At 71.0% G+C, this 25270-nt stretch carries 24 protein-coding genes, 1 tRNA gene and 2 pseudogenes; 23 read left to right on the plus strand and 4 right to left on the minus strand.

Going from position 1 to position 25270, the window contains the following annotated elements; genetic code table 11:
* Positions 1–8: 8 nt before the first annotated feature.
* Positions 9–821 (minus strand): enoyl-CoA hydratase/isomerase family protein, encoded by an 813-nt coding sequence (locus IW256_RS15005; protein WP_197011567.1) that lies wholly within the window; start codon positions 819–821, stop codon positions 9–11.
* A 17-nt stretch (positions 822–838) separates the two neighbouring features.
* Positions 839–1621, minus strand: coding sequence for an enoyl-CoA hydratase/isomerase family protein (locus IW256_RS15010; protein ID WP_197011568.1), 783 nt, complete (start codon positions 1619–1621; stop codon positions 839–841).
* Between the two features lie 115 nt (positions 1622–1736).
* Here IW256_RS15010 and IW256_RS15015 point away from each other — a divergent pair, with 115 nt between their 5' ends.
* From IW256_RS15015 to IW256_RS15080, 16 genes and pseudogenes are all read left to right on the plus strand, one after another.
* The gene (locus tag IW256_RS15015) at positions 1737–2546 is read left to right on the plus strand and encodes an enoyl-CoA hydratase/isomerase family protein (protein ID WP_197011569.1); all 810 of its coding nucleotides are present in this window, start codon (positions 1737–1739) and stop codon (positions 2544–2546) included.
* A 64-nt stretch (positions 2547–2610) separates the two neighbouring features.
* Positions 2611–3246, plus strand: coding sequence for a nitroreductase family protein (locus IW256_RS15020; RefSeq protein ID WP_197011570.1), 636 nt, complete (start codon positions 2611–2613; stop codon positions 3244–3246).
* A complete protein-coding gene (locus IW256_RS15025) occupies positions 3243–3824 on the plus strand; it encodes a nuclear transport factor 2 family protein (RefSeq protein ID WP_197011571.1) in 582 nt (193 codons plus the stop codon). Before IW256_RS15020 ends, IW256_RS15025 begins: the two co-directional genes overlap by 4 nt.
* 191 nt (positions 3825–4015) lie before the next feature.
* Positions 4016–5212 carry a CaiB/BaiF CoA transferase family protein gene (locus IW256_RS15030; RefSeq protein ID WP_197011572.1) on the plus strand — a complete coding sequence of 399 codons (1197 nt, stop codon included), beginning with the start codon at positions 4016–4018 and terminating at the stop codon, positions 5210–5212.
* An 8-nt stretch (positions 5213–5220) separates the two neighbouring features.
* Complete coding sequence (locus tag IW256_RS15035) at positions 5221–5724, plus strand: FAS1-like dehydratase domain-containing protein (protein WP_197011573.1); 504 nt, start codon at positions 5221–5223, stop codon at positions 5722–5724.
* Positions 5721–6173, plus strand: a complete 453-nt coding sequence (locus IW256_RS15040; protein ID WP_197011574.1) for a MaoC/PaaZ C-terminal domain-containing protein — start codon at positions 5721–5723, stop codon at positions 6171–6173. Before IW256_RS15035 ends, IW256_RS15040 begins: the two co-directional genes overlap by 4 nt.
* 20 nt (positions 6174–6193) lie before the next feature.
* Positions 6194–8035, plus strand: coding sequence for an acyclic terpene utilization AtuA family protein (locus tag IW256_RS15045; protein ID WP_197011575.1), 1842 nt, complete (start codon positions 6194–6196; stop codon positions 8033–8035).
* Between the two features lie 8 nt (positions 8036–8043).
* Positions 8044–8358: a DUF7508 domain-containing protein gene (locus tag IW256_RS15050; protein WP_197011576.1), complete on the plus strand. Its 315-nt coding sequence runs from the start codon at positions 8044–8046 to the stop codon at positions 8356–8358.
* A gap of 13 nt (positions 8359–8371) precedes the next feature.
* A complete protein-coding gene (locus IW256_RS15055) occupies positions 8372–9556 on the plus strand; it encodes an acyl-CoA dehydrogenase family protein (RefSeq protein ID WP_197011577.1) in 1185 nt (394 codons plus the stop codon).
* Positions 9557–9572: 16 nt separating this feature from the next.
* The gene (locus IW256_RS15060) at positions 9573–11213 is read left to right on the plus strand and encodes an amidase (protein WP_197011578.1); all 1641 of its coding nucleotides are present in this window, start codon (positions 9573–9575) and stop codon (positions 11211–11213) included.
* A gap of 42 nt (positions 11214–11255) precedes the next feature.
* Entirely contained in the window at positions 11256–12197 is a 942-nt protein-coding gene (locus IW256_RS15065; RefSeq protein WP_197011579.1) for a cyclase family protein, read from the plus strand.
* Between the two features lie 62 nt (positions 12198–12259).
* Complete coding sequence (locus IW256_RS15070; protein WP_197011580.1) at positions 12260–13405, plus strand: thiolase family protein; 1146 nt, start codon at positions 12260–12262, stop codon at positions 13403–13405.
* A 221-nt stretch (positions 13406–13626) separates the two neighbouring features.
* Positions 13627–13968, plus strand: a pseudogene (locus IW256_RS43090) (winged helix-turn-helix domain-containing protein); the annotation flags it as partial.
* A gap of 62 nt (positions 13969–14030) precedes the next feature.
* The gene (locus tag IW256_RS42220) at positions 14031–14156 is read left to right on the plus strand and encodes a hypothetical protein (RefSeq protein WP_269217932.1); all 126 of its coding nucleotides are present in this window, start codon (positions 14031–14033) and stop codon (positions 14154–14156) included.
* Between the two features lie 2 nt (positions 14157–14158).
* Positions 14159–14428: a transposase gene (locus IW256_RS41105; protein WP_231403787.1), complete on the plus strand. Its 270-nt coding sequence runs from the start codon at positions 14159–14161 to the stop codon at positions 14426–14428.
* A 552-nt stretch (positions 14429–14980) separates the two neighbouring features.
* Complete coding sequence (locus IW256_RS15080; protein WP_197011582.1) at positions 14981–16351, plus strand: IS256 family transposase; 1371 nt, start codon at positions 14981–14983, stop codon at positions 16349–16351.
* Positions 16352–16807: 456 nt separating this feature from the next.
* Here IW256_RS15080 and IW256_RS41110 read toward each other — a convergent pair.
* Positions 16808–17368, minus strand: a pseudogene (locus IW256_RS41110) (transposase); the annotation flags it as partial.
* 82 nt (positions 17369–17450) lie between these two features.
* A tRNA-Pro gene (locus tag IW256_RS15090) sits at positions 17451–17524 on the minus strand.
* Between the two features lie 271 nt (positions 17525–17795).
* On the opposite strand from IW256_RS15090, the gene IW256_RS15095 reads away from it, so the two are divergent.
* From IW256_RS15095 to IW256_RS15125, 7 genes are all read left to right on the plus strand, one after another.
* A complete protein-coding gene (locus IW256_RS15095; RefSeq protein WP_231403788.1) occupies positions 17796–18533 on the plus strand; it encodes a class A beta-lactamase-related serine hydrolase in 738 nt (245 codons plus the stop codon).
* Between the two features lie 131 nt (positions 18534–18664).
* Entirely contained in the window at positions 18665–20530 is a 1866-nt protein-coding gene (locus tag IW256_RS15100; protein WP_307828895.1) for a SpoIIE family protein phosphatase, read from the plus strand.
* Positions 20531–20564: 34 nt separating this feature from the next.
* Complete coding sequence (locus IW256_RS15105) at positions 20565–21755, plus strand: acyl-CoA dehydrogenase family protein (protein WP_197011585.1); 1191 nt, start codon at positions 20565–20567, stop codon at positions 21753–21755.
* The gene (locus IW256_RS15110; protein WP_231403789.1) at positions 21752–22552 is read left to right on the plus strand and encodes an SDR family oxidoreductase; all 801 of its coding nucleotides are present in this window, start codon (positions 21752–21754) and stop codon (positions 22550–22552) included. Before IW256_RS15105 ends, IW256_RS15110 begins: the two co-directional genes overlap by 4 nt.
* A 13-nt stretch (positions 22553–22565) precedes the next feature.
* Positions 22566–23186 (plus strand): TetR/AcrR family transcriptional regulator, encoded by a 621-nt coding sequence (locus IW256_RS15115; protein ID WP_197011586.1) that lies wholly within the window; start codon positions 22566–22568, stop codon positions 23184–23186.
* Positions 23187–23231: 45 nt separating this feature from the next.
* On the plus strand, positions 23232–24386 hold the full coding sequence (locus IW256_RS15120) for an acetyl-CoA C-acetyltransferase (protein WP_197011587.1): 1155 nt from the start codon (positions 23232–23234) through the stop codon (positions 24384–24386).
* Between the two features lie 138 nt (positions 24387–24524).
* Positions 24525–25241, plus strand: coding sequence for a GntR family transcriptional regulator (locus IW256_RS15125; protein ID WP_197011588.1), 717 nt, complete (start codon positions 24525–24527; stop codon positions 25239–25241).
* Positions 25242–25270: the final 29 nt, after the last annotated feature.

A 25270-nucleotide genomic window follows, 5' to 3' on the forward strand; every position in this document is an offset into this window, starting at 1 on the left:
GGCGGTGCTCAGCCCAGTGCCCAGCGGCCGGTGTAGGCGGGTGGCTCGGTCTTCTCAAGGAAGGCGCGGAACGCGGCCGGGACGTCCTCGGTGGCGAGGTTCACCATCTGCGCGCGCGTCTCGTTGTCGATCGCCTCGCGCAGCGTCTGGGCGGCGCCCTGATGCAGCAGCGCCTTCGACTGGGCGAGCGCGACCGGCGGGAGCGCGGCGAGCCGGCCGGCCAGCTCGGTGACGAAGCCCGCCAGCTCGTCCTCCGGCTTGACCCAGGTCACCAGCCCGAGCTCCCTGGCCTCCGCGGCGCCGATCATCTCGGCGAGCATCGTCAGCCGTTTGGCCTGCTGGAGACCGGCGAGCCTGGGCAGTATCCAGGAGCCGCCGAAGTCGATCGACAGGCCGCGCCTGGCGAAGATCTGGGAGAACCGGGCGCACGGTGAGGCGACGACGAAGTCGCAGGCCAGCGCGAGGTTCCAGCCGGCTCCCGCCGCGATCCCCTCGACCTGGGCGATCACCGGCTTCGGGAGTTCGCTCAACGCGGCCGCGATGGCGCCGACCCGGCGCATCCGCGCGGCGGGGTGCTCGTCGCGGGACTGGCCGCCCAGGTCGGCGCCCGCGCAGAAGTTCCCACCTGCGCCGGTCACGACGACGGCCCGGACCGCGTCGTCGGCGGCCAGGTCGTCCAGCGTGGCGGCGAGCAGGCGCCAGCCCGCGTCGTCGATGGCGTTCTTGCGGGAGGGCCGGTTCAGGGTGAGGGTGGCGATCGCGCCGTTCCGGTCGACGATCAGCGGGCTACGCGTGGTCGACGGGCTTGCCTCTGCGGTCATGGTCTGCCTTCCTCCGGCTAGCGTCCCTCGAACACGGGTGCGCGACGGCCGCGGAACGCGGCCATCGCCTCGGCGGAGTCGTGCGTGCTGTGTACGACGGCCATGTGCGAGGAGATCAGGTCGAGCGCGGTCCTGACGTCGGCGCGCGCCGACTGGTAGGCCGCCCTTTTGATCATCCGCACGTTGATCGGCGGCTGGTCCGCGAGCCTGCGCGCGTACCGCCGCCACGCCTCCGCGAAGTCCTCCTCGGCGTAGACGTGGTCGGCGATGCCGATGCGGCGGGCTTCGTCGGCGTCCACGAAGTCCCCGGTCCACAGGAGTTCGAGCGCCTTGGCCATCCCGACCAGCCGGGGCAGGTAGTAGCAGCCGCCGTCGCCGGGCACGAGCCCGACCCGGATGTAGCCCTCGGACAGCCGGGCCGACCGGGCCAGCAACCGGATGTCGCACATCAGCGCCATGTCCATTCCGGCGCCGACGGCGATCCCGTTCACGGCCGCGATCAGGGGCTTGTCCAGCTCCTCGACGGCGTGGGCGACCCGGTGGATGCGGTCGGTGAGCAGGGACTTGACCGCGAGGGGGCCGCTGGCCGCCGCGTCGAACGCGTCGAGATCGATGCCGGAGCAGAAGGCGTCGCCGGCGCCGGTGACGACGACGACCCGGACGAGCGGGTCCGTCTGCGCCGAGCGCAGCGCCTCGCCCCACCGATCGATCATGTCGAGGGTGAACGCGTTCTTCACATGCGGCCGGTTCAGCAGGATGGTGCCGATGCCGTCCTGAACGGAGTATTCCAGGTCTGTCACTGTCGGGTCCCCTCAGCGCTACTTGGCAAATCCCATACTACCACGTAGGTTATTTTGGGTTGGCGGCCCCCGCCGCGCCGTGCGGCGGGGGAGCTGGACGCGGAGGAGGATTCGGATGGACTACTCGGGTTTGGCGCCCGGCCTGCTGGTGGAGGCGGACGGACCCCTGCGGATCGTCACGATGAACCGGCCCGACGAGCTCAACTCGTTCGACGACGCGCTGCATGTCGGGATGCGGCGGGTGTGGGACCTGCTCGTCGACGACGAGGGCGCGCGCGCCGTAGTGCTCACCGGCGCGGGACGGGTGTTCAGCGCCGGGGGACACGTCCCGAACTTCATCCGGAACCACCATGACCTGGCGGCGCGGCGCCGCGACATCCGGGAGGGCGAGCGGCTGGCCCGGGCGATGCTGTCGTGCGAGCTTCCGGTGGTCGCGGCGGTGAACGGCCCGGCGGTCGGGCTGGGGTGCAGCCTGGCCACTATGTCCGACTTCGTGGTCATGTCCGAGGACGCGTTCATGAGCGACCCGCATGTGAGCATCGGGCTGGTCGCCGGCGACGGCGGCGCGGTCACCTGGCCGTGGCTGACGAGCATGCTCACCGCCAAGGAGTTCCTGCTGCTCGGTGACCGGATCCCGGCCGCCGAGGCCGCGCGGGCCGGGCTGTGCAACCGGGTGGTGCCCGCCGCCGAGGTGCTGGAGACCGCGAAGGCGATCGCGCGCCGGTTCGCCGCGCTGCCGGCCCAGTCGGTGCGCGACACCAAGCGGGCCCTCAACATGCACCTGCTCGACTCGGCGAACACCGTGCTCAACTTCGCCCTCGCCGCCGAGTACGAGTCCTTCGGCACCGAGGACATCAAGACCCGGGTCGCCGAGTTCCTCGCCAAGGGCGGCGGTAAGACTGGCAGCACACCGGCACCCAGGTGAAACGCATGACCGCACGGGATCCGGACGAGCTGGACCGTGCCAACGAACGCCACGGGAGACCCTGATGGACATCACGGCGACCGACCGACTCCTCTCCACCACGCGCGCCGTCCGCCGCCGGCTCGACCTCGAACGGCCGGTCGGGCGCGAGGTGATCCTCGAGTGCCTGCGGCTCGCGGTGCAGGCGCCCACGGGCGGCAACAGCCAGGCGTGGCGCTGGCTGGTCGTGGACGACCCCGAGGTGCGCGCCGCCGTGGCGGACCTCTACACGCCCCGCACCCTGGCGATCATCGACCGGCGGTATCCGCACATCCGGGATCCGCAGACCAGGCGCGTCTACGACAGCGCCCGGTATCTGGCGACGGTCCTCGCGCGGGTCCCGGTGCTGATCGTGCCGTGCGTCGAGGGACGGCCCGACGATCCCGGTGCGGCACCTCCCGCCGCGTTCTACGGCTCGATCTTCCCGGCGATCTGGAATCTGCAGCTCGCGCTGCGGTCGCGCCGGATGGGCTCGGTGCTGACGACGCCGTTCACAGGCGGCGACGAACGGCGCTACGCCGAGGTCCTCAAGCTGCCCGGCACGATGACGCCCATCGCGCTGCTTCCCGTCGCGTACACGATCGGCGACGAGTTCAAACCCGCCGCGCGTCCCCCCATCGAGACCATCACCCGCTGGAACCACTGGACGGAGGGACGATGACGACCGGACGCCAGGACCCCGGTGGCCGCCGCGGGCCACGCGACGACGTGCCGTTCGCCGAGCGCCTGCACCTGCTGCTGGACGAACGGGACATCACCCGGGTCGTCCTCCAGTATGCGCACGGCGTCGATCGCAACGACATCGGCATGGTCGAGGACTGCTATCACCCTGGAGCGTACGACGACCACGGCTTCGCCAGCGGGACCGTCGAGCAGTTCACGGCGAGAATGCGCAGGAGCCCGTCCGGGCGAGGCGTTAGGCAGCACCTCATCGGAAACGTGCTCATCGAGGTCCGGGGCGGAGCCGCCGTCTCCGAGGCGTATTTCCTCTGCTACATGGAAGACCTCGACGGCGCCGGCGCGGTCGCGCCCATCGGCCTGTTCGCCGGCCGGTACGTTGACCGGCTGGACAAGCGCGACGGGAGCTGGCGGATTCAGCACCGCGTCTGCGTGATCGACTGGAGCCGCGAGCTGGGCGAGGCGCCGGCGGCACCCGGGGCGGACACGTTCGGCCGTGGCTCCAGGGACGGCCGCGACCCGGCCGCCATCGCCTTCCGCGGACTGGCCGCGCGCCCGTAGCCCCTGGGCGCCCGTAAACCCCCAGACCCAGGCGCCCGCAAGCGGCGATCCCAGGCCGGGACCCTCTTCCAAAATGAGATACGCAGTAGTATGTTTTCTGTTCAAGCCCACAGGTGAGGGCGGGTACAGCTTGACTGGGACGCGATTTTTCGCCGATCCGAACGGTCCCCATCCGGAGAAAGGATCTGGTCGTGACAGAACGGAGGGCCCTCGATGGCGTCGTCGTCCTCGACCTCAGCCAGGTGTACAACGGCCCCTACTGCACCATGCTGCTGGCGCGGCTCGGCGCGGAGATCATCAAGATCGAGCCGTTCGGCGGCGAGCCCGTGCGCTGGCGAGTCGTCGGCGAGCAGCAGACGGCCGCGTTCGACCTGCTCAACGGCGGTAAGAAGAGCCTCCGGCTGGACCTGAAGAACCCCCGCGGGCGGGAACTCTTCCTGCGCCTGGTCGCGCAGGCCGACGTCGTCGTCGAGAACTTCGCCCCCGGCACCATGCAGCGGCTGTCGCTCGGCTACGAGGTGCTGGCGGAGGCCAACGAGCGGATCATCCTCGCCTCCGGACGGGGGTTCGGCGCATCCACGCCCCAGGCCGGGCAGCGCGCCATGGACCTGACCATCCAGGCCGTGACCGGCGTGATGGCGACGACCGGGCAGCCCGACCAGCCGCCGGCCAAGGCGGGCCCGGCCGTCGCCGACTTCTTCGGCGGCACCCATCTGATGGTCGCGATCACCGCGGCGCTCTACCAGCGCACGGTCACCGGTCGGGGCCAGCACGTCGAGGTCGCCATGCAGGACGCCGTCATCCCCTCGCTGGCGTCCAGCATCGCGGGCTACCTCGACAGTGGCGGGACGCTGCCGGAGCGGACCGGAAACAGGCACGGTGGCCTGGCGGTCTGCCCCTACAACGTCTACCCGGCGGCGGACGGCTGGGTGGCGATCCTGTGCATGACCGACGGGCATTGGCGGACGCTGTGCGGGCTGATGGACCGTCCGGATCTCGGTGACGACCCCGCGTTCGCATCACCGCCCGCCCGTGTGGCGCAGATGGACAAGCTCGACGAGGTCGTCGCCGGCTGGACCGCAGGGCTCACCCGTGACGACGTCGCCGGCAGGCTGCAGGCGGCCGGGGTGCCCTGCGCGGCCGTACTCAGCCTGTCCGAGGTCATGGCCGGGCCGCTCGTCGGCGCCGACGGCATGATCCGGCCGGTACGCGGCGCGGACGGCCGGGAGTCGTACGTCTTCGGTAACCCGCTGCGACTCGCGGATTCGGCGCCGTCGCCCACCGAGGCTGCATCCGCCCTCGGCGAGCACACCGCGGACGTCCTTGGAGAACGGCTCGGCCTAGACGCCGCCGAGATCCGGGAACTGCGCGCCGAGAACGTCGTCTAGGAGAATCCATGGCCGTTGACGAGAAATTGCTCGACTCGATCCGGACCAGTATCGGTTCGGAGACCACCCATTCGCTCGGGCCTGTCACCGCCCTGATGATCCGGCGCTACGCCCGGGCCATCGGCGAGTCGAACCCGCTGTACTACGACACGGAATTCGCCCGCAGCCGCGGGCACGCGGAGATCGTCGCGCCGCCCAATCTGGTCACGGCGATCACCTCCTGGGACGAGGGCCCCGCCGCGGACGACCTCCGCACCGACGGCACGCCGAAGACGCTGCAACTGGAGGGCCTGCCCACCAGCGGAGTCCGGGTGATGGGCGGCGGCGAGGACATGGAGTTCCACGCGCCCATCACTGCCGGGACGGCCGTGATGGAGCGCTCCACGATGATCGACGCCGAGTTGCTGCAGGGGCGCAAGGGCCCGTTCATCGTCGTCCGCTACCGGCATGAATTCGTCGACGACGAGGGAGTCCCTTTGGTGACCTCGACACGGAAGGTCCTGCTCCGATGAGCGCCTCGAGCACCGCCACCGCCCGAGATCTCCGGTTCGGCGCGGTCCGCGTCGGCGACCGGCTGCCCGAGACACGCCACGTCCCGACGAGGCTGCAGCTCTTCCGGTACAGCGCGGTGACGTGGAATACCCACCGCATTCATTTCGACCCCGACTACGCCGCGCAAGAGGGGTATCCAGACGTCCTCGTCCAGTCTCATCTGCACGGGGCCTTCCTGGTGTCGTTGTGCACGGAATGGATGGGCGTGAGCGGACGGCTGACTCGGCTCGAAGTGTCGGTCCGGCGTTATGCGGTGCCCGGCGACGTCCTCGTCTGTGCCGGTGAGGTCACGGGCGTCGAGCAGGCCGGCGACGGACAGGGGCTCGTCCATCTCGACGTCACCGAGACGCGGGAATCCGACGGCACGGTGTGCGCCGTCGCGAACGCCACGGTCGCACTACCGACATGAGCGAACGGGAAATGGAGACAATGCCCGCGACACGCGAGATCCTCCGGATCGGAAACTGCTCGGGATATTACGGGGACCGTTTCGCCGCGGCCCGCGAGATGGTCGAGGGCGGCCCGCTCGACGTCCTCACCGGCGACTACCTCGCCGAGCTGACCATGCTGATCCTGTGGAAGGCGCGGCGGCGCGACCCGTCCGGCGGCTACGCGACGACCTTCCTGAAGCAGATGGAGCAGATACTCGGCACCTGCCTGGATCGCGGCATCAAGGTCGTCACCAACGCCGGTGGGCTCAATCCCGGCGGGCTCGCGGCCGAGCTCGGAGGCCTGGCCGAGCGGCTCGGGCTCCAGCCCGCCATCGCCCACATCGAAGGCGACGACCTCCTCGACCGCATCCCGGAGCTGCGGCGGCAGGGCCACCCGCTGGCGCATCTAGGCTCCGGGACGAGCCTCGCCGAGGCCGGCGTCGAGCCCGTGACCGCCAATGCCTACCTGGGCGGCTGGGGGATCGCCGAGGCGCTGCGCTCCGGCGCCGACATCGTGGTGTGCCCCCGGGTGACCGACGCCTCGCTGGTCGTCGGGCCGGCGGCCTGGGCGTTCGGCTGGCGGCCCGACGACTGGGACCGGCTGGCCGGCGCCGTGGTCGCCGGGCACGTCCTCGAATGCGGCCCCCAGGCCACCGGCGGCAACTTCGCCTTCTTCACCGAGCTGCCGCACGGCGGACGCCCCGGCTACCCGATCGCCGAGATCGCCGCCGACGGCTCGTCCGTGATCACCAAGCACCCCGGGACGGGCGGCGCGGTGACGGTCGAGACGGTCACCGCGCAGATCCTCTACGAGATCGGCGCACCCGACTACCTCAACCCGGACGTCATCACGCGGTTCGACACCGTCGATCTCGCGGACGACGGCCCCGACCGTGTGCGGATCAGCGGCGTCCGCGGCCGTCCGGCACCCGACACCGCCAAGGTCTGCCTCAACTACCACGGCGGTTACCGCAACAGCGCCACGTTCATTCTCACCGGGCTGGACATCGAGGCCAAGGCCGACCACGCCGTCCGTGCTCTCCTGGTCGACGGGCTCGGCGGGGCGGAGGCGTTCTCGGAGACCGACGTCCGGCTGCTGCGCACCGACGTTCCGGACGCGCCGGAGAACGTCCAGGCCGAGGCCCGCCTCCGGATCACGGTGAAGGACGCCGACGAGCGCAAGGTCGGGCGCCGCTTCTTCAACGCCGTCGCCGAGTTCGGCCTGTCCGGCTATCCCGGCATGTATCTCGAACGGGCCGAGCGGTCGGCCAGCGCCTACGGGGTCTACTGGCCGGCCCTCGTGCCGGTCGGTGTCCTCCGCCCCGAGGTCGTCTTCCAGGACGGACGGCGCCTGACGGTGCCGCACCCGCCCACCGAGCACTACGACCCGCGCCCTATCGCCGACGCGTCGCGCGAGCCGCGTCCGGCGGACGGCGACCGGCCGATGGACGGCGACACCGTCCTCGCGCCGCTGGGCCGGTTGATCGGCGCGCGGTCCGGAGACAAGGGCGGTGACGCCAACATCGGTCTCTGGGCACGCACAAACGAGGCGTACGCATGGCTGCGGGACCACCTCGACGAAGACCGGTTCCGCGCCCTGCTGACCGAGGCCGCCGGGCTGGCCGTCGAGCGGTACGAGCTGCCCAACCTGCGGGCCGTCAACTTCGTCGTGCGCGGCCTGCTGGGCGACGGCGTCGCCGCGACGACGCGTCCCGATCCGCAGGCAAAAGGACTGGGCGAATACGTGCGCTCACGAGTCGTGGAGATTCCGCGAGCACTTCTGCCGGACGGCCACGCGGCCGCCGGGCAATCCGAGAAGGAGGCGGTGGTGACGAGATGAGTGTGTCCATGACCAAGCCCTGGACGGCGCTCACGGCCGAGAACGTGGCGCCGGTGCCCGCTTCGGTCGGCGTCTTCGAGATCGCCGACGAAAGCGGCCTCATCGCCATCGACTTCGCCGGCGGCAACAGCCTGTTCGGCCTCCGGGGGGCACTCCAGGAATGGCTCGGCACAAGCCCGGGGTTGTCGTTCAGATACGAGCGGACCAACGCCTACCTCTCGCGCTATCGAGAGCTCGTGCAGGTGTTCACCAATGAAACCGGTGCGGTTCCCCGGAACCTGACGGGCGTCGATGCGCCGGCCGGGCGCATTCGACCGAACTAGAGCTGGAGCAGATATGGGATTCGCCGTCACCGAGACGCAGCGGACGCTGGTCGAGAACGTCCGGCGTTTCGTCCGGACCGAGATCATTCCGCTGGAGCACGAGCTTGACCCCGACGAGAGCGAACTGAGCGCGCCGGTCCTTGCCGGCCTCGTCGCCAAGACGAAGCAGATGGGGCTGTACAACCTCGACGTCCCCGAGGAGCTCGGCGGGGTCGGTGCGGACACCGTGACGCGGACGCTGCTCGCCATGGAGATGTCGCAGCACCGCGCCGGGCTGTACTCGCCGTGCTACGGCGCCTTCGGCCAGCCCGACATGGCGCAGCTGTACGAGGCCACCGACGAGCAGAAGGAGCGCTACCTGTTCCCGATCCTGCGGGGTGAGAAGCGGTCCTTCTTCGCGCTCACCGAGCCGGCTGGGGGAAGCGACCCGGCCCGCGCGATCGAGACCCGGGCGAAGCGGGACGGCTCGGACTGGATCATCAACGGCAACAAGACGTTCATCAGCGGCGCCGACACGGCCGACTTCGGGCTGGTCTTCGCCCGCACCGGCGATCAGGGGTCCGGGCGCGACGGCATCACGTGCTTCATCGTGGACGCCGACACCCCGGGCCTCACCGTGCGGCGCGTGATCCACACCCTGCGCTCGGGCCACTACCCGACCGAGCTGGTGTTCGAGGACGTCCGCGTCCCCGCCGAGGCGGTCCTCGGCGAGATCGGGCAGGGCTTCTCGATGGCCACCGAGCGGCTGACCAAGAACCGCATCCCCTATTCCGCCGGCTGCCTGGGCGTGGCCATGATGGCGCACCGTATGGCCGTCGAGTACGCGGGCACCCGTTCGGTCTTCGGCTCGAAGCTCGCCGAGCACGAGGGCATCCAGTGGATGCTCGTCGACAGCGAGATCGAGCTGCGCAGCGCGGCCGCCCTGACGCTGGACGCCGCCGAGCGCGCCGACAGCGGCCGGCCGTTCCGCACCGAGGTGGCCATCGCCAAGATCGTCGCCACCGAGACGGCCGGCCGGGTGGTGGACCGTGCCATCCAGATCCACGGCGGATACGGGGTCACGAAGGACCTCCCGCTGGAGCGTTGGTATCGCGAGCTGCGGATCCGCCGGATCGGCGAGGGCTCCACCGAGACCCAGAAGATGATCGTCAGCCGGGACATGCTCAAGGGCCGCTACACGAGCTGGATCGACCGATGACCTCGGGCGTCCGCGCGTGCCCGCCTCCGGGGCCGGGTGCGCGATGACCCCGGCCGAGCAGCGGGTGCGGACCCTGCTGGACATCGTCGGTCTGAAGGTGGACGTCGGCGAGTTGTCCTCCTTCGCGCGCGACTACCGGACGATGCGGGACCAGGCCGACGAGGTCCACCGGACCGGCGCGGACGGCATCGCCCGCGACATCTCGACGCCGTCGGCGTTCAAGACGCCCGGCGCCGCCGAACCCACCCGCCCCCGGACCACCGCCCGGACGATCCGGGACACCGCGTCCGCGCTCCGAGACGGGACGACATCGGCCGTCACGCTCACCAGCGACGTCCTGGCACGCATCGATCGTCTCGATTCCGAACTCGGGGCATACGTCAGCACGTTCCGCGACGCCGCCCTTGAGGCCGCAGACCGCGCGGACCGCGACCTGGCCGCGGGACGGGACCGGGGCCCGCTGCACGGGATCCCGCTGGCGGTCAAGGACGTCATCGCCGCGATCGAGGGCCCCACCCGAGCGAACAGCCTGGTCGCGCCCCGGCACTGGCGATGGGACGGCGACGCGACCGTTGTGGCGCGGCTGCGGGAGGCGGGCGCGATCATCGTCGGCAAAACGACGACGAACGAGTTCGCGCTCGGACTGAACGACCCCGACACGGGCTTCCCGATGCCGCGCAACGCCTGGGCGGCCGACCGCTACGCCGGGGGGTCGAGCTCCGGCGCCGCCATCGCGGTCGCGTCCGGCATGGCCCTCGGCGGACTGGGCACCGACACTGCGGGCTCGATCAGGCATCCCTCCGCGCTCAATGGCGTGACCGGCCTCAAGACGACCCTCGGGCGCGTCCCGTCGGCCGGAACGGTGCCGCTTTCGCCGAGCCTCGACACCGTCGGTCCCGTCGCGCGGTCCGCCTGGGACTGCGCCCTGCTGTTCGAGGTGATCGCCGGCCACGATCCGAACGACGCCGGGTCGAGCCGACGGCCGGTCCCGCGGTGCCTCGACGCGCTGGACGGCGTCGTCCGGGGCCTGAGGATCGGCTGGCCGAAGCACTACTTCTTCGGTGTCGGCAACGTCGCCGACCGGGTCAGGACGCGGGTGACCGAGGCCCTCTCCGCGTTGCGTGACGCAGGCGCCGACGTGGTGGAGGTGAGCCTGCCCAACGCCGACATGGCGCGGGTCGCGAGCCACATCGTGCTGCTGACCGAGGCGTTCGCCTATCACCGGGACGATCTGGTGGCGCACTGGGCCGAGTACGGGCGGTACGTCCGCGGTCTGCTCGCCAAAGGAGCGCTGTACGGCGCCGCCGACTACGTTCAGGCGAAGAAGGTCGCGGCCGCGTTCCACCGTGAGGCGACCGAGGCGATGCGCGAATGCGATGTGCTGATCACGCCGACGATGCCGACGGGCGCACGGTTCCTCGAAGAGACCGACCCCGCGATGATGGACCGCTGGTCCAGCGCGTCGTTCACATCGCAGTGGAACCTGACCGGGCACCCCGCGTGCGCCGTCCCGGTCGGCTTCGACGGAGCAGGCATGCCCGTCTCCATGCAGATCATCGGACGGCCGTTCGACGAGGCCACCATCCTTCGCGTGGCGGACGCCTACCAGCGGCTGACCGATGTCCACCTGGCCGCTCCCGCCGTCCCGGGCGGCTAATCCGGCTCCGGCACCGCAATCCCACCCCAACCAAGGAGACCCATGTCCGACAACCCGGCGTCCGGCGCCGACCGCCAGGTGGCCACCAGCCCGTACGGGCCCGAGGACGAGATCGGCCGCCTCAACCTGATGACCCCGGAATCCCGCGCCGCCGTCGTCAGCCGCATCGACGCCACCCAGATGTTCGACCTGTCCGTGGACTACTTCATCGGGATGCCGTCGTGGCAACTGCTCGGCGACCCGGCCTACCAGATCTGGATGACGCACACGCCGCACGGCACCGTCGTCGACGAGCTTCCCGGCATCTCGCGGGAGATGACCGAGTACATCGGCTACTCAGGCGACGCGATGATGATGTACACCCACACCGGCACCCACATCGACACGCTCAACCACTACGGCTACAACGGCCGTATCTACAACAACTTTACCGAGCGGGAGCACCTGGGGACCCGGCACTGGCGCGTCGCGGGCGCCGACAAGATGCCGCCGATCGTGGCCCGGGGCGTCCTCCTCGACTTCGCCGCCCTGCGCGGCGTCGACATGCTCCCAGACCAGTACGGGATCACCCCTGGGGACGTCGACGAGTGCCTCGCCGAACAGGGCGTCGATATACACCTCGGCGATGTCGTGCTCGTCCGGACGGGCCGGATGCGGGCATGGCCGGACGCCGAGGCGTGGGGCGAGAATCCGCCCGGCCTGACCCGCGCTGCCGCGGTGCGCCTCGTCGAGATGGGGGCGATGATCGTCGGCTCCGACACGGTGTGCGTCGAGCAGGGGCCCAGCACCGACCCCGACAACTACACGCCGGTACACACCTACCTGCTCGCCGAAGCGGGCGCCCCCCTGATCGAGGTGCTCGACCTTGAGGAGCTGGCCGCAGCAGAGGTGTACGAGTTCGGATTCTTCGCGGCGTGCCTGCGCCTGCGCGGTGCCACCGGATCGCCGCTGCGTCCGTGGGCCTTCCCGTTCCGCAAAGCATGAGCCGGACCGCCGGCCGGTCAGACGAGCGACCGCCGCGAACCCATCGAGTTGAAGGAGATCCCATGCGAGACGCTGTCGTCGTGGCGGCGGTCAGGTCCCCCATCGGCAAGCGTGCGGGAGCGCTCTCGGGCGTCCATCCCGCGGACCTTTCGGCGCGCGTGCTTTCGGCCCTCGCCGACCGGGTGTCACTGGCCCCGGCGGTCGTGGACGACGTGATCTGGGGTTGCGTCAGCCAGGTCGGCGAGCAGACCTTCGACATCGCGCGGACCTCGCTGCTGTCGGCGGGATGGCCGGAGTCGGTTCCGGGCACGACGGTCGACCGCCAGTGCGGCTCGTCCCAGCAGGCCGTGCACTTCGCCGCCGCGGGCGTCATCGCCGGGCACTACGACGTCGTCGTGGCGGGCGGCGTCGAGTCGATGTCCCGAGTCCCCATGGGGTCGGCCGCCGGCGACAAGTCCCCGCTCGGGGACCTTTACACGAAGCGATACGGCGACGGCATGCCGAACCAGGGCCTCGGAGCGGAGCGGATCGCCGGCGAGTGGTCGCTCGGCCGCGGCGAACTCGACGCCTACGCCGAGCGCTCCCACCATCGCGCCGCGAGCGCCGCCGCCGCCGGAGCCTTCGACGCGCAGATCGTGGAGATCGACACTCCCGGCGGGGTCGTGCGCTCGGACGAGGGGGTGCGTCCGGACTGCTCGATCGAAGCACTGGCCAGGCTGCGGACTCCGTTCCTTGAGGGCGGCGTCATCAGCGCGGGCAACAGCTCCCAGATCAGCGATGGGGCCGCCGCCTTGCTGATCAGCACCTCGGACGTCGCGCGTGCCCATGGGTGGAAGCCGCTCGCGCGGGTGCACACGGCGGTCGTCGTGGGCAGCGAGCCGAACATCATGCTGACGGGGCCGATCCCCGCGACCGCCAAAGCGCTGGCGAAGGCCGGTCTGGGGCTCGATGAGATCGGGGCGTTCGAAGTGAACGAGGCGTTCGCCTCGGTACCGCTCGCCTGGCAGGCCGAGTACCGTGTGCCGGAGGCGGCGCTCAACCCGGTCGGCGGCGCGATCGCGTTCGGTCACCCGCTCGGCGGGTCCGGCGCCCGGATCGCCACGACGCTGGTCCACCACATGGCCGACCGCGGAATTCGCTACGGGCTCCAGACGATGTGTGAGGGCGGCGGCCAGGCGAACGCAACGATCTTCGAACTCATCCGCTGAGCGTCGTAGGCGCCGCGGGAGGTGCGAGGGATTCAGCCTCCCGGTCGTGAGCCGGTCCAGGTCCGAGTGAGGCGGAAAGCGCCAACTAACCAGGGTTTATGGGTGATGGCGGTTGGGTGAGTGGACGGACCGGTGGCGCGGGCGTATGCCGGGGCATGGCCAGATACCCCCAGGGCGCCGGGCTGACCGTCGTCGGCCGTGACAACCGAGAACAGGTGCGGATGCAGGCCGCGCAGTGGTTCGGTGAAGGACGGGCCAACGCGTGGATCGCCGCCGAGCTGCGGGTCGGGCTGCGGCAGGTGGAGAAAAGGCGGCAGGCCTGGCGTCAGGGCGGCGCGGAGGCGCTGCGGTCCAAGGGCCCGCACGGGCGGCCTCGGCTGGACGAGGCGCAGTTCGCGCAGTTGGAGGCCGAGCTGAACCGAGGCCCGGCCGTGCACGGTTACGCCGATGACCAGCGGTGGTCCCTCGGCAGGGTGGCCGCGCTGATCAAGGACTTGTTCGGGATCGGCTACACCTTGCCGGGTGTGTCGTTGCTGCTGCGCCGTAACGGCTGGTCGGTGCAGGTCCCCGGACGCCGTGCGATCGAACGCGACGAGCAGGCCGTCGCGGTGTGGAAAGAGCAGGTGTGGCCGCAAGTGGAAACATCGTGGCGGACCTGGGCGCCTGGATCTGTTTCGAGGACGAGACCGGTCAGGGGCTCAGGCCGCCCACCGGACGCTCCTGGAGCCGCCCGGACACCGCCCCCAGGTGAGGGTGCACGGCGGACAGCACGGCGCCCGCGTCTCGGTCGCCGGGATGGTCTGCTACCGGCCCGGCCACCGGTCCCGGCTGATCTACCGGCTGCACCACTATCGCCGCCGCACCGGCGAGCGTGTCTCCTTCCCCCCGGCCGAGTACACGCGGATGCTGCAGGCCGCCCACCAGCAGCTGCCCGGCGGGAAGATCGTGCTGGTCTGGGACAACCTGGGCATCCACCGCTCCAAGGCGATGCGCGAGTTCATCGACGCCCACTCGACTGGCTGACGGTGTCCCACCTGCCGGCCTACGCCCCCGAACTCAACCCCGCCGAGTGTGGTCCCTGCTCAAGCGCTCCATGGCCAACCTCCTGGCCACCGACCTGGACCACCTTGCCGGCATGGTCAAGCACCGCCTCAAGGTCATCCAGCACCACCCCGCGTGATCGACGGCTGCCTATCCGCCACCGGCCTGGCCTTGACGACACCCCACCCGCCATGACCAATTAATCCTGGTCAGACCTCGACGCCGTATCAGGACCCCCACTGTGCCGGGCACCACGTTGTATTGGAAGCTGTCCCACTGCGGACGCAAGGGCACCCACACGATGGCGGTCGACATCGGCCCGCCCGACGGCACTCCTAACAACGAGCGCCAAGAAATCTCCGACGGGCAAGAATGGAGGCATCACCACGGCGAATACACCGTCCCGTTTGGACAGACGGTGACCCGATTCGCCTTCCGGTCGGTCGGGGGTATCTCTTGAGGCGTGGAAATGATCTTGATGGGTAGATCAGAAGCCGAGTAGATCATCCATCGAATTCGGGGGGATTCGAAGCCGTGACCGTGATCAAGGGGAATGAGAGCGTCGACGGGGACGCGTCGATTCGTGAGCTGCTGAGTGATGATGTGCTGGATGTCCTGCTGGAGCGGTCGAAGGACGAGGCCGGGCAGTTGCGGCTGACCGGTGAGGGGTCGATGCTCGGGCAGCTGGTCAAGGCGGTGCTGGAACGCGCGCTGGAAGGCGAGCTGACCGCTCACCTGGGCTATGGCAGGCACGATGCGTCCGGGAACAACTCCGGCAACTCCCGCAACGGCCGGGGGAAGGGCAAGACGGTGCAGACCGGGGTCGGGCCGGTGCGCATCAGCGTGCCGCGGGACCGGGCCGGATCGTTCGAGCCGGTGCTGGTGCCCAAACGGGCCGGGAGGGTCGCCGGCGGCCTGGACGACATGATCATCAGCCTGTACGCCCACGGCATGAGCGTGCGCGACATCCTGCACCACCTCAAGCAGGTCTATGGCACCGACCTCTCGCACGAGCAGGTCTCCCGGATCACCGACCAGGTGATGGACGAGGTCAAAGCCTGGCAGACGCGTCCGCTGGACCCCACCTATGCCGTGGTGTTCCTGGACGCCATCGTGGTCAAGGTGCGCGACAACAACGTCGTGACCAACAAACCCGCCTACATCGCGGTCGGCGTCGACACCGACGGGGAGAAGCACGTGCTGGGCATCTGGCTCGCGCGGACGCCGGCCGAGTCGGCCACCGCCGCCGAGAGTGCGCGGTTCTGGGCCTCGGTGATGGCCGATCTGCGCAACCGCGGGGTCCGCGACATCCTGATCGCCTGCTGCGACGGCCTGAAAGGCTTCGAGGACGCCATCAACGCCGCGTTCCCGGCCACGGTCGTGCAGACGTGCGTGGTTCATTTGATCAGAAATGCGCTGCGGCCGGTCGCCCGCAGGGACGCCGGCGCGGTGGCCAAGGAGCTGAAGAAGGTCTACACCGCGGTGGACGCAGACGCCGCACTGGAGGCCCTCGCCGAGTTCGCCGGCACCGACCTCGGCCGCAAGTATCCGCAGGCGGTGAAGGTATTCGAGGACGCCTGGGACCGGTTCACGCCCTACTTCGCCTTCACCGCACCGGTCCGCAAGCTGCTCTACACCACCAACGGGATCGAGTCGCTGAACTACCAGTTGCGCAAGGTCACCAAGGCCAGAGGGCACTTCCCGACCGACGACGCCGTGGTCAAGCTGCTGTGGCTGGCCATCGTCAACATCGAGGACAAAAGAGCCCGCGAACGCGCCGCCAAACGCGACAACGGCGACAAGCACGCCTTCCAGCCCGCCCGCCTCGTCGAAGGGCAACGCGTCGCCGGATGGCGCGAAGCACTCAACGAACTCGCCATCGCCTATCCAGGACGCATCAGGTAAAGCGGACTACACCTACCACCTGCAAGACCTTTCCACACCTGAAGTTACAAGCTCGGTCGGTCTCGCCGCGGGCGAGGACGAGTCGGTCGGCTAGTTCCTGGACGGGATCGAGTTTGGTACGGCGCCGTGTGTGGTGGTGGACAAGACCGCCAGCCCGCAGTCGGGGGTCGGGGTGGATGAGGCGATCACCTACACGCTCAATCTGAAAAACTACGGCGGGTGTGCAGGCCGAGAACCTGATCCTGTTCGACAGCGTCCCGAACGGGACCAGCTAGGGGCCGCTGCGCGTCACCGCCAGGCCTGGCGCCGACGAGGCCACCACCCGCAGCCGGCTCGACTCGTCACTCGTTCGTTTCGGTCATGAGTGACAGCGGCGTGCGCTAAGAGGTTGTCCCGTAATGATCAGGACGTTGCTGGTTTGGTGTGGGTGTCGCCACCTCCTTGCGGCGCCTTGGATCAGCCGACCATGGCCAGGTTGCGCATGAGGCGATGCCGCAGGTGGCGTAGTGGACACCGTCGCGCTTGCGACGGCGGTTCCGCAGGATGTTCCACCACTTCATGTGCGCGAAGGCGTGCTCGACGCGTGCTCGGACCCTCCTGTGAACGGTGTTGAGCTCGATCTGCCAGGCGAGCAGCCCACCACCGTCACGCGGACGCCGATAGGGCATGATGACCTGCCGGTTTCCCTGGTAGCCGCCGTCGGCCATCACGCTCGCGCCGCGGCAGGCGTTGTCGGCACCCGAGTCGCGGAACGGGGTGCAGTCGTTGTGGTTGCCCGGCACCGGGCGGCCGACCGCTATCACCAGACGGGTTGGCGTCGATGACGACCTGCATGTTCACCGAGTACCGATGGTTCTTGGACGGTGCGGTGACCTTCCGGTCGTGCGTCGGGACAAGTGTTCCGTCCACGATCAGTACCGTGTCCGGGTCGTGCCGCTTGCCGGCCGGGGCCGGCGCGAGCAGCGGCGCCAGGTGGTCCACCACCCGGTGCGCGGCCGACTTCGACACCCCGAACAGCAAACTAACGAACGGCTAACAAACGATCAAGAGGCCGGTTCTCCGTAGGTGGAGAAACGGCCTCTGAGCTGGTACTTCTCTGTCGGGACGGCGGGATTTGAACCCACGACCCCTTGACCCCCAGTCAAGTGCGCTGCCAAACTGCGCTACGTCCCGGTGCCTGGCGGAGCAGGCGTGTTAACTGTAGCGCAGTCTGAGGGCGGGTGCGTACTTCAATGCGCGGCCCCGGGGGGCGGTGTGGATCTGGTAGGCAGGTCCGGTGATCTCGTTGGTGGGGCGTACGGCGCTGGTCGTCGCCGGCGTCATGATCGTTGGTGGTTGCGGTGGCGACGGGGCGGGGCCGGGGGCGGGGTCGGTGAGTACGGCGGCGGAGCGGCCTTCGGGTGGGGAGACGGCGAGCCGGGCTCCGGCGTCGCGTAAGCCGCACGTGCGGGTTCCCGCCGGGGTGCGGGCCGGGTACGTGGTGTTCGACCGGGTGGAGGGGCGGACGCTGCTTCAGGACGGGGCGCGCCGGACGTTCCGGTCGGCGTCGGTGGTGAAGATCCTCATCGCGCTGGACCACCTGCGGGCCAAGGGGGACGTGCCGGATCTGGCGCTGTTGCGGCCGATGCTGCGGTCCAGTGACGACGCGGCGGCCACGGGGCTCTGGAAGCGGGGCGGCCAGGGGGCGATCATCGAGCGGTCGGCGGCGCGGATGGGGCTGCGCGACACCCGGCCGCCGCCCGCGGAGAAGCCGGGGTTCTGGGGGTATACGGCGATCAGTGCGCTGGACGTGGCCAAGGCGTACCGGTACCTGCTGGAGCGGGCGCCGGCGGCGCACCGGGACCTGATCATGGGGGAACTGCGGAAGGCGACGCCGTGCGGGACCGACCGGTACGACCAGTACTTCGGGATCCCGCGGGCGCTGCCGAGGCCCTGGGCGGTCAAGCAGGGGTGGTCGGGGTTCGGGGACGTCCCGGCGGTGCCGTGCCGCGGGGTCCGGCCGGCGTCGGCGCCCGATCTGGGGCTGGGGCGTCCGGTGCTGCACACGACCGGGGTGGTGGGGGAGGGTGACCGGCGGATCGTGGTGGTGCTGACACTGCATCCGGCGGGGTCGTCGTTCCAGGTCGCGGCGGGGCGGCTGACCTCGCTGACCCGGCAGGTCGACCGGGCCGCGGATTCTTAAAGGGCGGGTTCCAACACCGCAACCCACCGGCAAATACCGGCTCTCAGGTGAAGTGTCCCATTAAGGCTGCTCCTAGCCTTATGTACGGTTCTTCTCTCGTGGCGCGACGGTGCGCCCATCGGGATCTGGGGGTGAGGGAAGCGGAGAGCACGCCGCTGGTACCGGAGCTGGCGGATCTGCGGGGGGCCGCGCGGGGCCGGGCGATCATCGCCGAGGCCCGGGTGGTGCTCGCAGGCCGCCTGGGCGTCCAGCCGGGTGAGGCGCTCCAGCACCTGATCTGGCTGGCGCGCGACCTGGACATGGAGCTGGAGGAGGCCGCCGCCCTGGTGACGGGGGTGCGCGGTGAGTCGCTTCCCATGGAGCTGCCGGGCCGGCCGGTCGAACGGGAGGCCGTCCGGGTGCCGGGTGTCGCGCCGCCGGTGCTGCCGGTCTCGGAGCCGGACGCGGCGGGGGACGCGGAGCTGCTCGCGGGGCTTCCCGACGACCCGGCGGCACAGGCGGTCCTGGACGGCTCGATCGACGCGGCGGTCCACCTGGTGCCGGTGCGCGGTGACGACGGGACGGTGGTCGACTTCCTGCACGCGGGGGCCAATGACGCCACCAAGGATCTGTTCGGCAGGCGGGGGGCCGAGCTGCTGGGGCAGCGGATGCTCCGCGTGGATCCCGGGTCGGCCCTGCTCGGCCTGTTCGCGTCGTACGTGGAGTCGCTGGAGACGGGGACGCCGTTCAAGAAGGGGCCGTTCGAGTTCTCGACCGCGCAGGAGGGCGTGTCCCGGACGACGCGGATGACCGTGCGCTGCGTTCCGGTGCCGACGGGCCTGTGCCTGACGTGGCGGTACCACGACGACGAGGACCGCATGCGCCGGCGGCTGGAGCGGGTGGGGCGGCTGGCGCTCATGGGGTTCGGTGAATGGGACCTGGCGACCGACGAGATGGAGTGGTCGCCGCAGATGGCCCGCAACTACGGGATGGACCCGCGGCAGCCCGCGCCGTTGCCGGACGAGCTGGTCAAGCTGGTGGTGGACGAGGACCGGCCGCTGGTCGAGGAGCGGATCCAGACCATGCTCAGCCGCCGTTCCGCGGTGGAGATGGAACACCGGATCACGACGCCGGACGGCGAGCAGCGGCATCTGTGGATCTTCGCAGAGCCGGTGCTGGACGCGTCCGGCCGTCCCGTGTCGGTCAACATGGTCTCCCAGGACATCACCCGGCGGCGCGGCATCGAACGGGCCCTGGCCGAGACGCGGCGGGAGATGCTGCGGCAGCAGGCCCGCATGGCGCAGGAGCGGCGGGTGGCGGTGACCCTGCGGCGGGCGATCCTGCCCGACCCCGAGGAGCTGGCCCTGCTGCCCGGGCTGGACATCACCGTGCGGAGCCTGGCGGCCGAGAGCGTGGCCCGGATCGGCGGTGACTGGTTCGCCACCCGGCCGATGCCCGACGGGCGGGGGATGTTCGCGATCGGGGACGCGGCGGGGCACGGGCTGCCCGCCGCGGCGGCGATGGCGCGCACCCGCAACGGGCTGCTCGGCCTGGCCTACACGGGCCAGCCGCCGGGGCGCCTCATGGGGTGGCTGAACGAGATGGTCGGCCAGATCGACCCGGACCGGGCCGCCACGGGGACGGCTCTGGTCGCCCGCTACGACCCGCGCGGCCGGGTCATGCAGTGGGCCTGCGCGGGGCACCTGCCGCCGATCCTGGTGCGCGACGGGGACGCCAGGATCCTGGAGGTGGACCCCGGCCCGATGCTGGGCGCGGTGCCCTCGGTGCGGTACTCGACGATCACCACCCGGCTGCAGCCCGGCGACCTGATGTTCCTCTACACCGACGGGCTGGTGGAGCGGCGGGACGCGGATCTGGACGAGCAGATCGATCGGCTCACCGCGATCCTGGGCGAACGTTCGGACGAGCCCGGTCCCGTGCTGGACCGGGTGCTGGCCAGGATGGAGCACGACCGCGCCGCCGACGACACGACCCTGTTCGCGGTACGGATCCGATGATCCGAATCTAACAAGTGCTTGGTAGGGTACGGGGGTGGAGCGGAACGAGACCCCCGAGGACCGGGCCTTCCGGGCCGAGGTCCGCGCCTGGCTCGAGGACAACCTGTCGGGCGAGTTCTCCGGCGCCCGCGGGCTGGGCGGCCCGGGGCGCGAGCACGAGGCGTTCGAGATCAGGCTGGCCTGGGAACGGCACATGGCCGCGGCCGGCTGGACCTGCGTCGGCTGGCCCGAGGAGTACGGCGGGCGCGGCGCGACCCTGGCCCAGCAGGTGATCTTCAACGAGGAGTACGCCCTGGCCGGCGCGCCCGCCCGGGTCGGCCACATCGGCGAGAACCTCCTCGGCCCGACCCTGCTGGCGTTCGGCACGCCGGAGCAGCGGGAGCGCTTCCTGCCGCCGATCGTGGCCGTCCGGGAGCTGTGGTGCCAGGGCTATTCCGAACCGGACGCGGGGTCGGACCTGGCCAACGTGCAGACCCGGGCCGAACGGGACGGGGACGGGTGGCGGATCACCGGCCAGAAGGTCTGGACCTCCCTGGCCCTGGAGGCGGACCGGTGCTTCGTGGTCTGCCGGACCGAGCCGGGCTCGTCCCGCCACCGCGGGCTGTCCTACCTGCTGGTCCCGATGCGGCAGGACGGCGTGGAGATCCGGCCGATCGTGCAGCTGACCGGCACCTCGGAGTTCAACGAGGTCTTCTTCGACGGCGCCCGCGCCGGCGCGGACGACATCGTGGGCGCCCCGGGCGAGGGCTGGAAGATCGCGATGGCCACGCTGGGCTTCGAGCGCGGGGTCGCCACCCTCGGCCAGCAGGTGGGGTTCCGGCGCGAGCTGGAGGGCGTCATCGCGCTGGCCCGCCGGACCGGTGCCATCGACGACCCGCTGCTGCGCGACCGGCTCACCCGGTCCTGGATGGGCCTGGAGATCATGCGGCTGAACGCCGTCCGGACCATGGCGGGCGTCGCCGCCGGCGCGCCCGGCCCCGAGTCGTCCATCTCCAAGCTGGTCTGGGGCACCTGGCACCGCGAGCTCGGCGAGCTGGCCATGGACGTGCTGGGCGCGTCCGGGCTGGTCGCCGCCGGCGAGCCGTACGACCTGGACGACTGGCAGCGGCTGTTCCTGTTCTCCCGCGCCGACACCATCTACGCAGGCTCGAACGAGATCCAGCGCAACATCATCGCCGAGCGCGTGCTCGGACTGCCCCGCGAGACCAGGGAGGGAACGCGTTGACGACGACCGGGGAGCCGCCCCTGCCCGCCCGCCCCGCCCCGCGCGACCTGCTGCTCGGCCGGACCGTGGTGATCACCGCGGCGGCCGGGGCGGGGATCGGGGGCGCGACCGCGCGCCGCTGCCTGGAGGAGGGCGCCCGGGTGCTCGTCTCCGACGCGCACGAGCGCCGCCTGGAGAGCGGCCGCCGGGAGCTGGAGGAGGAGTTCGGCGCGGACAGGGTCGCCGCGCTGCCCTGCGACGTCACCGACGAGGCGCAGGTCCGGGCGCTGTACGAGCTGGCCGTGGAGAGGTTCGGGCGGATCGACGTCGCGGTCAACAACGCCGGGCTCGGCGGCACCGCCGAGCTGGCCGACATGACCGACGCCGAATGGGACCGGGTCCTGGACGTCACCCTGAACGGCACCATGCGCTGCACCCGCGCCGCCCTGCGGATCATGCGGGACCAGGACACCGGCGGGGTGATCGTCAACAACGCGTCGGTGGTCGGCTGGCGGGCGCAGCGCGGGCAGTCCCACTACGCCGCCGCCAAGGCGGGGGTCATGGCCCTCACCCGCTGCGCCGCGCTGGAGGCCGCCCCGCACGGCGTGCGGATCAACGCGGTCGCCCCGTCCCTGGCCATGCACCCGCACCTGGTGAAGGTGACCTCGCAGGAATTGCTGGACGAGCTGACCGCGCGGGAGGCCTTCGGCCGCTATGCGGAACCATGGGAGGTGGCCAACGTCATCGTCTTCCTGGCCGGCGACTACTCGTCCTACATGACGGGGGAGGTCGTCTCCGTCTCCAGCCAGCACCCGTGAGGAACCGCCCACCATGAGCCCACGACGCCGCGACACCGAAGCGACCCCTCCGCGCGAGGGGAGGCGGGCCGAGCTGCTCGCCACGGCCGCCGAGGTCTTCGCCGCGCAGGGGTACGCCGCCACCACCATCAGGCAGGTGGCCGACGCCGCCGGCATCCTGGGCGGCAGCCTCTACTACCACTTCGATTCCAAGGAGGCCATGGCCGACGAGATCCTGTCGACCTTCCTCGGCGATATGTGGGCCGCCTACGACCGCGTCCTGGGCGCCGGGCTCGGTGCCCGCGAGACGCTGGAGGCCATCGTCGCCGAGTCGTTCCGCTGCATCGACCGGCACCGTCCCGCCGTCGTCCTCTACCAGAACGAGTCCAAGCACCTGGCCACCGGCGAGCGCTTCCGCTACCTGCTCGACTCGCACCGCCGCTTCGAGGAGATGTGGACGTCCCTGCTGGAGCGGGGCGTGGCGGAGGGCGTCTTCCGCGCCGACCTCGATGTCGGGCTGGTGTACCGGTTCGTCCGCGACACCGTCTGGGTGGCCGCCAACTGGTACCGGCCCGGCGGGCGGCTGTCCGCCGACGACATCGCCAAGCAGTACCTCGCCATGGTCCTGGAGGGGATCCAGCGCGGATCCGGCTGACCGCGGCGAGCCGACACCCCCTACGGCACCCCTGGAGGAGAACCCATGGCCGAGGCCTACATCGTCGAGGCGGTCCGCACCCCGGTCGGCCGCCGCGGCGGCGCGCTGTCGTCGGCGCACCCCGCCGACCTGGGCGCCCACGTCCTGAACGCGCTGATGGACCGGTCGAAGGCGGACCCGGCGGCGGTGGACGACGTCGTCTTCGGATGCGTCGACACCGTGGGCCCGCAGGCCGGTGACATCGCCCGGACCGCGTGGCTGGCGGCGGGCCTGCCCGAGGAGGTCCCCGGCGTGACCGTGGACCGCCAGTGCGGCTCGTCGCAGCAGGCCGTGCACTTCGCGGCCCAGGCCGTCCTGTCGGGCACCGCCGACCTGGTGGTGGCGGGCGGCGTGCAGAACATGTCGCAGATCCCGATCGCCTACGCCATGACCGCGGCCGAGCCGCTCGGCTTCACCTCCGGCCCGTACGCGGGCTCGGAGGGGTGGCGGCGCCGGTACGGCGACCGCGAGGTGTCGCAGTTCGCGGGCGCCGAGATGATCGCCCGTGACTGGGACATCTCCCGCGCGGAGATGGAGGAGTTCGCCTACGGCTCGCACCAGAGGGCGATCCGGGCCATCGACGAGGGCCGGTTCGAACGCGAGATCGCCCCGTACGGCGACGCCGCCACCGACGAGGGCCCGCGCCGCGACACCACGGTGGAGAAGATGGCCGGCCTGCGGACCCTGGTCGAGGGCGGCCGGCTGACGGCCGCGCTGTCCTCGCAGATCTCCGACGGCGCCGCGGCGCTGCTCGTGGCCTCCGAACGGGCCGTCCGCGACCACGGCCTGACCCCGCGGGCCCGCGTGCACCACATCTCCGCGCGGGGGGAGGACCCGATCCGGATGCTGTCGGCGCCGATCCCCGCCACCGCGCACGCCCTCAAGAAGACCGGGATGACGATCGGCGACCTCGACGCCGTGGAGATCAACGAGGCGTTCGCGCCGGTCGTGCTGGCCTGGCTGAAGGAGACCGGCGCCGACCCGGCCCGGACCAACCCCAACGGCGGCGCGATCGCCCTCGGCCACCCGCTCGGCGCCACCGGCGCGCGCCTGATGACGACGCTGCTGCACGAGCTGGAGCGCACCGGCGGCCGGTACGGCCTGCAGGTCATGTGCGAGGGCGGCGGCCAGGCCAACGTCACCGTCCTCGAACGGCTCTGACCGGCGTCCGGTTCGCGGCGGGCCTCCCCGGCGCTCGGGGCCGGGCGGGGCGGCCCGCCGCGAACCGGTGCCCAGGCGGGCCCCGGCCCGGCGGGCTCTCATATATTTCGTTCCGAGATTCGGGAGCGACGGGAGGCGATGACGGTGGCCCCTCCGGGTGACCGGGTGCTCGGCCGGCGCCGCCAGCTCGGCGACGAGGTGGCCGCCTACATCCGCGATCTCATCATGTCGGGGCAGGTCAGGCAGGGGGAGTTCCTGCGCCTGGAACGGATCGCCGATGACCTGGGCGTCAGCGTCACCCCGGTGCGCGAGGCGCTGCTGTCGCTGCGCGGCGAGGGGTTCGTCCGGCTGGAGCCGCGGCGCGGGTTCATGCCGGCGCCGCTCAGCCGCCAGGACGTCCAGGACCTCTTCGAGGCGCAGGCGTACTTCGCCGGTGAGCTGGCCGCCCGCGCCGCCGCGCACGTCACCGAGGACGAGCTGGCCGCGCTCGACGGGACGCAGCGGCAGCTGGAACGGGCCTCCGCCGCCCGCGACCCCGAGGCCATCGAGCGCGCCAACCACCAGTTCCACCGCGTGATCAACCTGTCCGCGCGGTCGCCCAAGACCGCCTGGCTGCTGCAGCTGGTCGTGCGGTACGCGCCGCGCCGGTTCTACTCCAGCATCCAGGGCTGGAGCCAGGCGTCGGTGGACGACCACCAGCTGGTGCTCGCGGCGCTGCGGGCGGGCGACGCCGAGGCCGCGCGGCAGGCGATGCGCGCCCACATCCGGCACGCCGGCACCCTGCTCGTGGTCCATCTGGAGGGGCAGGGCTTCTGGGACGGGGAGCGCGGCGAGGACACCGGGGCGAAGGAGTGAGGCCCCCTTTCCCTGCCGACCGGCCGAGC

Origin of the sequence: Actinomadura viridis (assembly GCF_015751755.1) — a bacterium.
Taxonomy (GTDB): Bacteria; Actinomycetota; Actinomycetes; order Streptosporangiales; family Streptosporangiaceae; genus Spirillospora; species Spirillospora viridis.